12 protein-coding genes are annotated in these 13,614 nt (G+C 70.8%); 9 read left to right on the top strand and 3 right to left on the bottom strand.

Annotated elements, in window-relative coordinates; genetic code table 11:
• Positions 1-88 precede the first annotated feature (88 nt).
• The 4 genes from A6A06_RS02805 (at position 89) to A6A06_RS02790 (ending at position 4,036) form a co-directional block, all read left to right on the top strand.
• Positions 89-688: a M48 metallopeptidase family protein gene (locus A6A06_RS02805; protein WP_073758397.1), complete on the top strand. Its 600-nt coding sequence runs from the start codon at positions 89-91 to the stop codon at positions 686-688.
• Between the two features lie 115 nt (positions 689-803).
• On the top strand, positions 804-2,561 hold the full coding sequence (locus A6A06_RS02800; protein WP_073758395.1) for a TerD family protein: 1,758 nt from the start codon (positions 804-806) through the stop codon (positions 2,559-2,561).
• A gap of 11 nt (positions 2,562-2,572) precedes the next feature.
• The gene (locus tag A6A06_RS02795; RefSeq protein WP_073758393.1) at positions 2,573-3,256 is read left to right on the top strand and encodes an AIM24 family protein; all 684 of its coding nucleotides are present in this window, start codon (positions 2,573-2,575) and stop codon (positions 3,254-3,256) included.
• A 21-nt stretch (positions 3,257-3,277) separates the two neighbouring features.
• Positions 3,278-4,036, top strand: coding sequence for an AIM24 family protein (locus A6A06_RS02790; RefSeq protein WP_073758391.1), 759 nt, complete (start codon positions 3,278-3,280; stop codon positions 4,034-4,036).
• 149 nt (positions 4,037-4,185) lie between these two features.
• Here the strand turns inward: A6A06_RS02790 and A6A06_RS02785 are convergent, their stop codons facing one another.
• Both A6A06_RS02785 and A6A06_RS02780 read right to left on the bottom strand, forming a co-directional pair.
• On the bottom strand, positions 4,186-4,713 hold the full coding sequence (locus tag A6A06_RS02785; RefSeq protein WP_073758389.1) for an NUDIX hydrolase: 528 nt from the start codon (positions 4,711-4,713) through the stop codon (positions 4,186-4,188).
• Positions 4,710-6,215, bottom strand: a complete 1,506-nt coding sequence (locus A6A06_RS02780) for a zinc-dependent metalloprotease (RefSeq protein WP_073758387.1) — start codon at positions 6,213-6,215, stop codon at positions 4,710-4,712. The genes A6A06_RS02785 and A6A06_RS02780 overlap by 4 nt, the downstream gene beginning before the upstream one ends.
• A 192-nt stretch (positions 6,216-6,407) precedes the next feature.
• Between A6A06_RS02780 and A6A06_RS02775 the strand changes: the two genes are divergently transcribed.
• From A6A06_RS02775 to A6A06_RS02760, 4 genes are all read left to right on the top strand, one after another.
• Positions 6,408-7,559: an SDR family oxidoreductase gene (locus tag A6A06_RS02775; RefSeq protein WP_073758385.1), complete on the top strand. Its 1,152-nt coding sequence runs from the start codon at positions 6,408-6,410 to the stop codon at positions 7,557-7,559.
• Between the two features lie 208 nt (positions 7,560-7,767).
• The gene (locus tag A6A06_RS02770; protein WP_073758383.1) at positions 7,768-8,229 is read left to right on the top strand and encodes a molybdenum cofactor biosynthesis protein MoaE; all 462 of its coding nucleotides are present in this window, start codon (positions 7,768-7,770) and stop codon (positions 8,227-8,229) included.
• A 161-nt stretch (positions 8,230-8,390) separates the two neighbouring features.
• Positions 8,391-8,570 carry a hypothetical protein gene (locus A6A06_RS02765; RefSeq protein ID WP_030662384.1) on the top strand — a complete coding sequence of 60 codons (180 nt, stop codon included), beginning with the start codon at positions 8,391-8,393 and terminating at the stop codon, positions 8,568-8,570.
• A gap of 152 nt (positions 8,571-8,722) precedes the next feature.
• A complete protein-coding gene (locus A6A06_RS02760; RefSeq protein WP_073759717.1) occupies positions 8,723-9,817 on the top strand; it encodes a YlbL family protein in 1,095 nt (364 codons plus the stop codon).
• Positions 9,818-9,955: 138 nt separating this feature from the next.
• Here the strand turns inward: A6A06_RS02760 and A6A06_RS02755 are convergent, their stop codons facing one another.
• Entirely contained in the window at positions 9,956-10,510 is a 555-nt protein-coding gene (locus A6A06_RS02755) for a PPA1309 family protein (RefSeq protein ID WP_073758381.1), read from the bottom strand.
• Between the two features lie 136 nt (positions 10,511-10,646).
• Here A6A06_RS02755 and A6A06_RS02750 point away from each other — a divergent pair, with 136 nt between their 5' ends.
• Positions 10,647-13,571, top strand: a complete 2,925-nt coding sequence (locus A6A06_RS02750; RefSeq protein ID WP_079193816.1) for a UPF0182 family membrane protein — start codon at positions 10,647-10,649, stop codon at positions 13,569-13,571.
• Positions 13,572-13,614: the final 43 nt, after the last annotated feature.

Genomic DNA, 13,614 nt, shown 5'->3' with positions numbered 1-13,614 from the left:
ACAAGCCGTACCTGCCTCTGAGTGTTTCGGGCGCATGGCAGAACCCGAGGGCGGGACTTCCCGTGCGGGCAGCGGGTAACGTCGGGGCGTGCCCGCCGACCCTTTGCGCCGAGCCGCAGATCCCCAACGCAGGACCGCCGCGCGCCCCGCGACCGAGGGCTCCGTGGCGAGCGCGGTCGAGGTCCGCAGAAGCTCGCGGCGGCGCCGTACGGTCTCCGCCTACCGCGAGGGCGACCGCACCATCGTGCTGATCCCGGCCCGGATGTCCGAGACCGAGGAGCGGCGCTGGGTGACGGTGATGCTGGACAAGCTCGCCGCGCAGGAGAGCAGGCGCAAGCTCGGCGACGGCGAGCTGGCCGAGCGCGCCGAGCGCCTGTCGGAGCAGTACCTGGGCGGCCGCGCGCGGCCCGGCACGGTGCGCTGGGTCACCAACCAGAACACCCGCTGGGGCTCCTGCACGCCCGCCGAGGGCAGCATCCGCCTCTCGCACCGGCTCCAGGGCATGCCGGAGTACGTCGTCGACTACGTACTCCTCCACGAACTGGCGCATCTGCTCGTCCCCGGTCACGGACAGCGTTTCTGGCAGCTCCTGGAGTCATACCCGCGTACGGAGCGTGCGCGCGGCTATCTCGAAGGGGTGGTCGCGGCGGAGCGGCTGCCGCAGTTGCCCGCGGCCCGTACGGAATAGGGCCCATTCCGCCCGGTTCGCGCCGCTGCCCGGCATCGCCCGCTGTCGGCGGCAGCGGTTAGCCTGGCGCGACGTCATCAGAGCGCGGAGCGGGAGCGGGGGACGGTCGTTACGTATGGCCAGGGAATTCCAGCGGGGCCACAAGGCCAAGATCAGTGACCTGACGGCCGGGACGGATCTGTACGTGGGTGTGCAGATCGCGGGTCCCGGGCTGACCTTCGACATCAGCTGCTTCGGTCTCGACGCGAACGAGCAGCTCTCCGACGACCGGTATTTCGTCTTCTTCAACCAGCCCGCGTCGCCCGAGGGGTCGGTCCAGCTGCTGGGCGCCCAGGCAGGCGACACCGAGTCCTTCCGGGTCACGCTCGACCGGATTCCGCAGCACATCCAGAAGCTCTCCTTCACCGCCACGCTCGACGGCGCGGGCCAGATGTCCCAGGTCGGCCCCGGCTACCTGCGCATCGTCGCCGGCGGCGAGGAAGTCGCCCGCTACGCGTTCAACGGCGCCGAGTTCAGCACCGAGCGCGCCGTGATGCTCGGCGACTTCTACCTGAAGGACGTGTGGCGCTTCGCCGCAGTCGGGCAGGGCTTCGACGGCGGCCTGGAGGCGCTGCTGAAGAACTTCGGCGGCGAGGTCGCGGAGGAAGAGCCCGCGGCCGAGCCCGCGCCGCAGGGTGACGTGCCGGGCTTCGCGCCGCCCAAGGCTTCCGAGCCGCCGCCGGGCTTCGCCCCTCCGGCGGCACAGGGGCAGCCCGCCCCGGCTCCCGCCGTACCGCAGCAGCCCGCCCCGGCCTTCGGCGCGCCTCCGAGCGCGCCTCTAGGCGGTCCCCAGGGCCAGCAGCCCCCGCCCCCTCCCCAGCCGCAGGTTCCGGCCCAGGCGCAGCCGCCTCAGCCGCCACCGCAGGCCCAGCCGCCTCAGCAGTCGGCGCCGCAGGTGCACTCAGCCCCGACCATCGCGGCTCCGATCGCACCGCCCGGCCAGTTCCCCGTGCAGCAGCCGCCGTACGGCCAGGACCCGTACCAGCAGGCACCGCCGCCGTACGGCCAGCCGGGGCAGCCGCCTCAGGCGCCCCAAGCTCCGCCCCAGCTCCCGTACGGCCAGCAGGGCCAGCAGTTCCCCGGCCAGCCCATCCCGGCCCCGTATGGCGCGCCCCAGGGGCAGCCCGCCCCGTACGGCCAGCCCACCCCGCACGGTCAGCCCCAGAGCGGGGGCCCCGGCCTCAGCGTCGTCCTGGAGAAGTACCGCGAAGCTCCTACGGGGCAGCGCTGGACCCCGCAGAACGAGAAGCTGATCCGTGCCGACCTCGGCGTCGACGGCCAGCCGGTGCTCGCCCGCCAGGGCAGCATGGTCCTCTACCAGGGCAAGGTCGACTTCAACTACAAGGGCGCCGGCATCCGGGGCCGCATCGTGGGCAACGCCACCGGCCAGGAGATGCAGCTGATGCGCTGCACGGGTCAGGGCCAGGTGTTCTTCGCGGACAACAGCGCCCACGTGCACCCCATCGAGCTCCAGGGCGACGCGATCTGCGTGTCGGCCGAGAGCGTGCTCGCCTTCGACGGGTCGCTCCAGTACGAGACCCGCCGTATCGAAGGGCACGGCATTCCGGGCGGCGCGCTGTTCACCATGCAGTTCCAGGGCAGCGGCACGGTCGTCGTCAAGACCCAGGGCACCCCGGTCGTCCTCCCGGTCACCCCGACGACCTTCGCGGACGCCAACGCCATCGTCGCCTGGTCGGCCGCTTCCCAGGTGATCATCTCCAGCCAGGTGAGCCTGCGCCGCAGCGCGTATCCGGGACACTCCGGCGAGACCGTGAACCTCCAGTTCCGCGGCGCGCCCGGAAACTTCGTCGTCGTCCAGCCCTACGAGGTCTGAGGGAGCCCGCCATGTACGAACAGCAAGTTCCGGGCCACGCCCCGACCGCACCCGCCGCCCGTATGGAGAACCACGGCAGCGCGATGGTGAAGATCGCCATGCAGAGCGGCCAGGACGTGTTCGCCCGCACCGGCTCGATGGTCGCCTACGAGGGCTTCGTCCAGTACGAGCCCAACCCGCCCGCCGTGCGCCAGATGGCCTCCCAGTGGCTGACCGGCGAGGGCGCGCCCCTGATGAAGTGCACCGGAGACGGCCTGCTCTACCTCGCCGACTACGGCGCGGACGTCGTCTGCGTCAACCTCGACGGTGACTCGATCTCCGTCAACGGCACCAGCCTGCTGGCCTTCGACGCCCATCTCCAGTGGGGCGTGCAGCGCGTCAAGGGCATGGCGAAGTTCGCCGGCCAGGGGCTCTTCAACGTGGGCATCTCGGGCACCGGTTGGGTGGCGCTGACCTCCCGTGGCACCCCGATCGTGGTGGACTGCGGCCGCGGCGACGACGAGACGTACGTCGACCCGGACGCGCTCGTCGCCTGGTCGACGAACCTGAAGATGAAGGGCAAGCGCAGCTTCAAGGCGTCCTCGATGATCGGGCGCGGCAGCGGCGAGGCGTACCAGCTCGGTTTCTCCGGGCAGGGCTTCGTCGTCGTACAGCCCAGTGAGGACAGCACCGACCGGCTCCGGGCCCGGGGCTGAGGGGGAGGACGTCAAGCCATCATGCAGAGTCCGCTTTTCGCCTACACCGAGGCGCAGACCCAGGACCGGTACGCGCTGCAGAACCCGCAGCTGCTGCGGGTCGCCCTCCAGGGCCACGAGGACCTGCTCGCCCGTAAGGGCAGCATGGTCGCCTACCAGGGCCTGCTGGAATTCGACGGGAACTATCAGACGCCGGGGCAGCAGCGCGCCCGCGCGGCCTCCGGCGAGGGCCTGGACCTGATGCGCGTCTCCGGGCAGGGCACCGTCTACCTGGCCAACCTCGCGCAGTACGTGCACGTCATGGACGTCGACCACGACGGCCTGACCGTGGACAGCAACTACGTGCTGGCGCTGGACTCCGGCCTCCACTGGGAGGTGATCTCGGTGGACAGCCAGTACGGGATCTCCGGCACCGGCAAGTACCAGCTCAACATCTCCGGCCGGGGCAAGGTCGTGCTGATGACCTCGGGCCAGCCGCTGATGATGCAGGTCACCCCGGACAAGTACGTCAACGCCGACGCGGACGCGGTGGTCGCCTGGTCCGCCTCGCTCCGGGTGCAGATGCAGGCGCAGACGCACTCCTCGGGCGTGTGGCGGCGGCGCGGCAGCACGGGCGAGGGCTGGGAGCTGAGCTTCTTGGGACAGGGCTACGCGCTCGTCCAGCCCAGCGAGCTGCTGCCGCCGCAGAACGCCGTCATCGGCTCCGGTCTGGCCGCCCAGTTCGGCATGGGGCAGCAGGGCGCCCACGGGCAGAACCAGGGCAACATCTTCACCAACTGAGGCGTGCCGGCCGCCGGGCGCGTACCGGCGCGTCGGCCGCCCGCACCGCGCACCGGCCGCGCGTACCGGCCGCCGGCACCGTGTACCGGCCGCCCGCATCCTCCGTACGAGAGTGCGCGGGCGGCCGCAGCGGGTCCTGGAGACGCGTCCTAGAGAAGCGCGCGCGTGCGCTCCACGAGGCGGACGACCGAGTCGTCCGCCACGCCCGCCACCTCGTCGTACGGGAACCAGCGAAGATCCAGCGACTCGTCGCTGATCACCGCCTCGGCCCCGGCGGGCGCCAGCGCCGCGTACTGCACGTCCAGGTGCCACGCGCACGGCGTCGCATGCCGGTCCAGGCGCACCGGCCCGCCCAGCAGCGTCAGCCCGGACGCGATCCCGGACTCCTCGCGCGCCTCGCGTAGCGCCGCGTCCGCGAGCGTGGCGTCCTCCGGCTCGCAGTGCCCGCCCATCTGGAGCCACATCTTGAGCTTGCGGTGCAGCGTCAGCAGGACCCGGCCGTGCGCCGGGTCGATGACCAGGGCGCTGGCCGTGATGTGCCCGTCCTTGCAGGGCTTGCCCATGCCGTCGGGGTGGGCTGCCAGGTGGTCCAGGTAGGCGAGCCGCAGCCGCTCCTGCTCAGGGGACGGCGCGGGCCACTCCTTGAGGACCCGCGCCGCGTCGTCGTGAAGGGTCACTTGTCGCTGTCGCCCTTGTCGCTGTTGCCCTTGCCGTCTTCGCCCTCGGGCTTGCCGCCCTCGGCGGAGCCGCCCTGACCGGCGCCTTCACCGGTCTCCTTCGTCAGGTCGGGCTTCGAGGCACCGCCGCCCGCCGCCTCACCGAGCATCTTGTCCAGCTCGGAGAAGTCCGGCTGCTCGTGGTGGACAAAGCCGTCCGGGTCGTCCAGGTCGCCGGCCGTCGGCAGCATGTCCGGGTGCTCCCACAGCGCGTCGCGGCCGTCCAGGCCCCGCGCGTCCGTCAGCAGGGCCCACAGCCGCGAGGCGTCCCGCAGGCGCCGCGGACGCAGCTCCAGGCCGATGAGCGTGGCGAAGGTCTGCTCGGCCGGGCCGCCGGTGGCCCGGCGCCGCCGCAGCGTCTCCCGCAGCGCGTCGGCCGACGGCAGGTGCGGGGAGGCGGCGGCGTGCACCACCGCGTCCACCCAGCCCTCGACGAGGGCCAGTGCCGTCTCCAGGCGGGCCAGCGCGGCCTTCTGCTCCGGGGTGTCCTCGGGCTGGAACATGCCCTGCTGAAGGGCGTTCTGCAACTCCTCGGGGTGCTGCGGGTCGAGCTGGCCGACCACGTCCTCCAGCTTGGTCGTGTCGACCTTGATCCCGCGGGCGTAGCCCTCGACCGCGCCGAACAGGTGCGAACGCAGCCACGGCACGTGGGCGAAGAGCCGCTGGTGGGCGGCCTCGCGCAGGGCCAGGTAGAGCCGCACCTCCTCCTCGGGCACGCCGAGGCCGGAGCCGAAGTTGGCGATGTTGCCCGGCAGCAGCGCGGCCTTACCGGCCGGCCCCAGGGGCAGCCCGACGTCCGTGGAGCCGACGACCTCGCCGGCCAGGACGCCCAGCGCCTGCCCGATCTGCGTACCGAACATGGCGCCGCCCATGGAGCGCATCATGCCGAGCAGCGGGCCCGCCATGGCCTGCATCTCCTCGGGCAGGACGTCGCCCATGGCCGCGCCGACGCGCTCCGCGACCGGGTCCACCAGGTCCTTCCACACCGGCAGGGTCTCCTCGACCCACTCGGCGCGGCTCCACGACAGGACGGTGTTCGAGCCCGACGGCAGTGACGTCACGCCGTCCAGCCACAGGTCGGCGAGGCGCACGGCCTCCTCGACGGCCGCCCGCTCTCCGGGGGAGACGCTCGCGTCCTTGCTGCCGTCCTCGGCGCCCTGCGCGACGGTCTGCCGCGCGATGTCCTTGGCCATGTCCCAGTTCACCGGACCGCCCTCGTACGAGAGCATCTGGCCCAGCTTCTGGAAGGCGGCGCCAAGGTCGCCAGGGTTCATCTCGCCACCAGGACCGCCCATGCCGCCGAAGAGCGCCGCGAACGGGTTGTCCGCGCCGCCGCTCCCGCCGCCGAATCCGAACGGGTTCGCGGGGCCCTGGCTACCTCCCTGGCCGCCCTTCTTCTTGCCGTTGTCGCCGTCCTCCGGCTCCTCCGGCGGAAGGCCGAATCCAAATGGGGTGTCACTCACGGGTTTCCTCGGCTCGTAGGGCCGCCGGCCCGGGGCCGGCGGCGGCTGCCCGACATTCTCTTCCAGCCTAGACACCCGCCCCGCTTCGGGGCTCGGTGCTCCGCCGTCCCGGCGCCTGCGGCAGGATGGACGCCACCTGGTACGTACGCGTCAGCACGCCTACGCACTGAAGACAACCGCTGGAGACGCCCGGTGAGTTCCCCAGATCCGACCGTTCGCGCAGCGCGAAACGCTGCGGCCGAGACCGAGAACGCAGGAAAACAGGCGGGCGGCGCGCCCGGCCGGCCGCTGCGCCGCCCCGTCGTCGCGGTCACCGGCGCCGCCTCCGGGGTGGGCGCCCTGCTGACCCAGGCGCTGACCGAGTCCGACGAGGTCAAGCGGGTGGTGGCCATCGACGAGCGGCGCGGCGAGGCCGCCGAGGCGCACTGGCACGTCCTGGACGTCCGGGACCCGGCCATCGCCGACAAGCTGCGCGGCGCCGACGTCGTCGTGCACCTGGCCGTCGACCTCGACCTGGAGACCGACGCCGCGGCCCGTACGGCGTACAACGTGCGCGGTACGCAGACGGTCCTCACCGCCGCCGCGGCCGCCGGCGTGCACCGGGTCGTGCTCTGCACCTCCGCCATGGTCTACGGCGCGCTCCCGGACAACGACGTACCGTTGGCCGAGGACGCCGAGCTGCGGGCCACCGCCGACGCCACCGGGGTCGGCGACCTCCTGGAGATCGAGCGCCTGGCACACCGCGCGCCCCGCGCGCACCCCGGCCTGAACGTCACCGTCCTGCGCCCCACCGTCCTGGTGGGCGGCACGGACACCGCGCTGACCCGCTACTTCGAGTCGCCACGGCTGCTGGTCGTCGCCGGTTCCCGCCCCGCCTGGCAGTTCTGCCATGTGGAAGACCTGGTCAGCGCCCTGGAGTACGCCGCGCTGGAGAAGGTCGAGGGCGAGCTGGCGGTGGGCTGCGACGGGTGGCTGGAGCAGGAGGAGGTCGAGGAGCTCACCGGCATCCGGCGCATGGAGCTGCCGTCCTCGGTGGCGCTCGGCGCCGCCGCCCGGCTGCACCGTATCGGCCTCACCCCGTCGCCCGCGGGGGACCTGGCGTACACGATGCACCCGTGGGTCGTCAGCGGCAGCCGGCTGCACGAGGCGGGCTGGCGCCCCCGGTGGACGAACGAGGAGGTGCTGGCCGAGCTGCTGGAGGAGGTCGCGGGCCGGCACACGGTCGCGGGCCGCCGCCTGGGCCGCAAGGACGCCACCGCGGCCGGCGCGGCCGGCGCGACGGTCGCCCTCCTGGGCACCGCCGCCCTGGTACGCCGCGCCCGCAAGGCCCGCCGCCGCATCTGAGCCCCGATCGATGGCCGGTGGCCTGCGTCGGGCCGCGGAGGTGCCTCTGCACGGCCGTGCAGAGGCACCGTGCGGCTCTGGGAGGGCTTTCGTACGGTCGTGGGGAGCCCGTACGGCCGTCCGTCTGTAGGAGCCTCCATACGGGCTCGCGCAGAGCCGGTGGAAAGGCCGTTCCCCGCGCCGCCTCCGCGTACGGCACGATGGAGCCATGCCAGGCACGAATGACCACCCGGGCGAGCAGGGAGCCGCGGACGCGATCCGCCTCCTCGCGGTCCGTGACACCCCGCTGTCCTTGGACGAGGTCTTCGCGGCCGTCGGCGATCCGGCCGCCGGCGGTACGGCCCTGTTCGTCGGTACGGTCCGCTCCCACGACAGCGGCGCCGACGTCGACGCCCTCGGCTATTCGGCGCACCCGAGCGCCGAGGCCGAACTGCGCCGCGTCGCGGAGAAGGTGGCCGCCGACCACCCCGTACGCGCGATGGCCGCGGTGCACCGCGTGGGCGAGCTGGCCGTGGGAGACCTGGCCGTCGTCGTGGCGGTCTCCTGCCCGCACCGGGCGGAGGCGTTCGCGGCCTGCCGACAGCTGATCGACGACCTCAAGCACGAGGTGCCGATCTGGAAGCACCAGCGTTTTTCGGACGGTACGGAGGAGTGGGTCGGCGCCTGCTGACGGCCGGTTCCGGGCGGTGGTGACCGTTCCGGGCGGGCTTCGGTAAAGCCTTTACGCGCGCTCCAGTTGCGTAACCCGGCCCCTGGCGTAAGCGTTGACCCGGCAGATGGTTAATCTGCTTATTCGTCGTTGCGGTTGTTACAAGGGGTCGGGAGGCCGCTATGGGAGCGCTCCTCTGGTTGCTGATTCCGGTTCTCGCCGCCATCGCCGCCGTCGTGTGGAGCAGTTGGGCATCACGCAACCGCAGGACCGGCGATGTCGCGGAACTGGCGGGCTACGCGCGCTTCCGGGAGGCGATGGAGAAGCCCGAGAAGGCGCACTCCGGTTCCGACGCGGCATGAGCATGGCAGATTGAGCCGGGACCGTGGCCGCCGTACGCGGTCGCAAGCGGCCGCCGTGGCTCCGGTCGGCCGCCGTCCCCGCCGGGCTGTGCCCGTCCCCGGACGGACGGCCCCGGGGACCGGGTGACACCGCCGTCCCGTACTGTCGTTCCATGCCACGCCGCACCGCGACGCTGCTCGCCTCTCTCGTGATGCTGATTGCGCTGATCTGCGCCGGGATGGTGATTCCCGTTCCGTATTCGAAGATGTATCCGGGGCCCACCACCAACACGCTGGGTGAGCACAAGGGCGAGCCGGTGCTGCAGATATCCGGCCACAAGACGTACCCGACCTCCGGCAACCTGAACATGGTCACGGTCCGGGTCACCGGCGCCGAGTACCGGATGAACCTCTTCGAGGCGGTCGTCGGCTGGCTGGAGCACGACAGCATCGTGGTGCCCCACAAGACCCTCTACCCGGAGGGCCAGACGGCCGAGCAGTCCGACCAGCAGAACGCCGAGGAGTTCTCGCAGTCCCTGGAGAGCGCCAAGGTCGCGGCGTTCAAGCAGCTGAACCTCCCGGTCGGTTCCCAGACGGTGGTGGCATCCGTCGTCAAGGACGCACCCGCGGACGGCAAGCTGCACGCCGGTGACGTGATCAAGGCCGTGGACGGTACGGAGATCAAGGCCAACACGGACGTCGCCGAACTGGTCACCCGGCACAAGCCCGGTGAGCAGGCCGTCTTCACGGTCATCCCGGCCAAGGAGGCGGCCGCGGCCCAGAAGAAGGGCAAGCGGCCCGAGGGCCCCACCAAGGACGTCGCCGTCACGACCGCGAAGGCGAAGAACGGCGGGCGGGCCATGGTCGGCATCCAGGCCGGCATCGACTACACGTTCCCGTTCAACGTCGACATCAAGCTGGCCGACGTCAGCGGCCCCAGCGCCGGGCTGATGTTCGCCCTCGGAATCATCGACAAGCTCACGCCCGACGACCTGACCGGCGGGAAGTTCGTGGCCGGTACGGGCACGATCGACGCCGAGGGCAAGGTCGGCCCGATCGGCGGCATCGCGATGAAGGTCGTCGGCGCGCGCAACAAGGGCGCGGAGTACTTCCTGACCCCCAAGGACAACTGCGCGACGGTCGTCGACGACCACCCCGAGGGCCTGCGCCTGGTCAAGGTGGACACCATCAAGGACGCGCTGAAGTCCCTGGAGAAGATCCGCAAGGGTGACACGGCCGGCCTGCCGAGCTGTCCCGCGAACAAGTAGGCGGCCCGTAGGAGCCCGGACCCTGCCGTACACCCCTGCCGTACAGGGACGCGGCGGCCGGGCGTCTCCCAGAATCCCCGGGAGGCCACGGCGGGCCGGGCCGGGGCAGGCCGCCCCGGCCCCGGACAGGCCGCTCCGTCAGCTCTCGAAGGTGGCGGCCAGCGCGTCCGCCAGCCCCGGTACGAGCTCCGAGCCGGTCAGCACCTCGGACGTGGAGTCCTTCTCGCGCAGCCGCAGCGCCGACTCCCGGGTGCCGTCCCGCAGCACCGCCACCGTCATCCGCACCTCCTGGCGGTCCGGGTGGTCGGCGACCCACTTCGCGAGCTGGGCATCGTCCATGCCCGCCGGTACGGAGTCCTCGGCGGACGGCGGCAGCATCAGCCGCTCCACGGTCATCGCGCAGCCGGCCACCGCGTCCGGCCAGCCGATGGTGGCCAGGAACTCGTCCAGCGGGGCGCCGGCGGGGATCTCGTCCTGCTCGACGGGGGTCAGCGAGGCGGTGGTGGAGTCGTCGATACCGAGCTGCTCGGCGAGCGAAGGTTCCTGCTCACGGAGCTGGGCGGTGTCCACGAGGGCGAAGAGGCGGGCGGGCTGGTCCCAGCCGAGCCCGGCGGCGTACTCGTCGATTTCGAGTACGGCGCGGGTCAGCGGGCTGGCGGCGAGGGGGGTGCCGTCGACGGGAAGGTTGTTCATGCCCAATATCGTGCCCTGCGGACCCCGGAAAACGGGAACCGAGTAAAGCCTTAGTAAGTTGCAACAGTGGGTCCTACTATCGCCGGGCCTGCTCAACACGACAGCGAACTTCGAGGTGCGCACCTTGGCTTTCCAGATGCCGGACCGCGGCGGAGGCTCGACAGGGCCACGGATCAGAGTCGGCCGACCGTCCCGGCGGGTCCGGACCCTGCTCATGACATTGGGCGTGCTGGCCGTGCTGGCCATGCTCTTCGTCATGTTCTCCGGGTTCTGGACCGACTGGCTCTGGTACCGGTCGGTCAAATTCTCCTCGGTCTTCACCACCACGTTGTGGACCAAGATCGGACTGTTTTTCGCCTTCGGCGTCCTGATGGCCGCCGCGGTCGGAGTCAACATCTGGCTGGCGCACCGCCTGCGGCCGCCGCTGAGCGCGATGTCCATGGAGCAGCAGAGCCTGGACCGCTACCGGATGGGCATCGCGCCGTACAAGAAGTGGGCGCTGATCGCGGTCACCGCGGTGGTGGGGCTGATCGCCGGTGCCTCGGCCTCCGGCCAGTGGCGTACGTGGCTCCAGTGGGTGAACGGGGTGCCGTTCGATCAGAAGGACCCGCAGTTCGGCAAGGACGTCTCGTTCTACGCCTTCGACCTGCCCTGGTTCCGCTTCCTGCTGAGCTTCGGCTTCGCGTGCGCGGTGCTGTGCCTGATCGCCGCGGCGCTCACGCACTACCTGTACGGCGGGCTGCGTGTCACGAGCCCCGGCTCGCGCGCGACGGCCGCCGCCACCGGACACCTGTCCGTGGTGCTGGGCATCTTCGTGTCGCTCAAGGCCATCGCGTACTGGCTCGACCGGTACGGCCTGGCGGTGAAGTCCAGCGGGCTGAAGTCCGCCGACGGCTGGACCGGTCTGCGCTATGTGGACGCCAACGCCTATCTGCCGGCCAAGACGATCCTGTTCTTCATCGCGGCGATCTGCGCGGTGCTCTTCTTCGCGACGCTGTGGCGCCGCACCTGGCAGCTGCCGGTCATCGGCTTCGGCCTGATGGTGCTCTCCGCGGTCCTGATCGGCGGCCTGTACCCGGCCATCGTGCAGAAGTTCCAGGTCCAGCCGAACGAGCAGGCCAAGGAAGCGCCGTACATCAAGCAGAACATCAAGGCGACCCGTGACGCGTACGACATCAACGGTGTCGACGTGCAGAGCTACAACGGCAACTACAAGCCGAAGGACGACACGGACCGGCAGAAGCTGCGGGACGCGGCCGACACCACCGCGAGCGTGCGTCTGCTCGACCCGAACGTGGTCTCCCCGGCCTTCCAGCAGCGCCAGCAGGTCCGCAGCTACTACCAGTTCCCGTCCACCCTCGACGTCGACCGCTACAAGGACAAGGACGGCAAGGACCAGGACACCGTCATCGGCCTGCGCGAGCTGAACCTCGCGGGTGTCTCCGAGCGGAACTGGATCAACGACCACTTCAAGTACACCCACGGGTTCGGCGCGGTGGCGGCCAAGGGCACCACGTTCGCCGAGGGCGGCGAGCCGGCCTACACCGAGAGCGAGCTGCCCTCGAAGGGCCAGTTCGGCCCGTATGAGCAGCGTGTGTACTACGGCGAGAAGACCACGCAGTACTCGATCGTGGGCGGCCCGCAGAAGGAGCTGGACTACTCCTCCGACAAGAGCGGCGAGAAGAGTTACAGCTACACGGGCAAGAGCGGGGTGAATCTCGCCAACCCGATCAACCGCGCCGCCTACGCGGTGGCGTTCGGCGAGCCGCAGATCCTCTACTCGGGCGCCATCGGCGAGGGCTCGCGGATTCTGTACAACCGCACGCCCAAGGAGCGCGTGGAGGCGGTCGCCCCCTGGCTGACCATCGACGGCGACGCCTACCCGGCGGTCGTCGGCGGGCGCATCCAGTGGATCGTCGACGCCTACACGACGAGCAACGGCTATCCGTACGCCTCGCGCACCACGCTCGGTGACACCACGGCCGACTCGCTCACCGACGGTCAGCGGGCGGTCGTCGCCCAGCAGAACCAGGTCAACTACATCCGCAACTCGGTCAAGGCCACGGTCGACGCCTATGACGGCTCGGTCAAGCTCTACCAGTGGGACACCAAGGACCCGGTCCTGAAGACCTGGATGAAGTCGTTCCCGGGGACGGTCGAGAAGAAGAGTTCCATCAGCAAGGACCTGATGGAGCACATGCGCTACCCGCAGGACCTCTTCAAGGTGCAGCGTCAGCTGCTGACGACGTACCACGTCACCGACCCGAACACCTTCTACACCGGCAGCGAGCGCTGGCAGGTGCCGAACGACCCGACGAACAAATCGGGCAACTCGGTGCCGCCGTACTACCAGAGCCTGAAGATGCCGGACCAGAAGGCCCAGACCTTCGCGCTCACGACGACGTTCACCCCCAACAAGCGCGACAACCTGGGCGCGTTCATGTCGGTCGACGCCAACGCCACCAGCGGTGACTACGGCAGGATCAGAGTGCTGAAACTGCCGTCGCAGACACCGGTGCCGGGGCCACAGCAGGTCCAGTCGAAGTTCAACTCCGATCCGAAGATCGCCAACGAGCTGAACATCCTGAAGAAACTCGGCGACTCCGAGATCGAGTACGGCAACCTGCTGACGGTCCCGATGAACGGCGGCCTGCTGTACGTGGAGCCGGTCTATCTGCGCGGCGCGGGCACCAACTACCCGCTGCTGAAGAAGGTGCTGGTCAGTTACGGCGAGAACGATCCCGTCCTGGGCAACAACCTGGCCGAGGCGCTCGACGTCGTGTTCGGCAAGAAGCCGCCGGGCTCCGGTACGGAGCAACCGCCGTCCGGTGACGGCGACACGGGCAAGCAGCCGCCGGCCGACCAGACGGTCCAGCAGGCCCTCGACGACGCCGTGAAGGCGTACGAGGAGGGCGAGAAGGCCCGCAGGGACGGCGACTGGGGCGGCTACGGCGAGGCGCAGAAGAAGCTGAAGGCGGCCCTGGACCGGGCGGCCGAGGCGGAGAAGAAGTCCGCACAGAAGGGTGACGCCGGCAAGAACGGCGGCACCGGCGGAGGCTGACACCGCGGCCCGGCCCCTCGTGGGTCGGGCACCACCTCTGTGC

The organism is Streptomyces sp. CB02923 (genome assembly GCF_001905005.1).
Lineage (GTDB): Bacteria > Actinomycetota > Actinomycetes > Streptomycetales > Streptomycetaceae > Streptomyces.
Note: the sequence above shows the minus strand (reverse complement) of the source record. Positions and strands in the feature narration are given on the sequence as shown.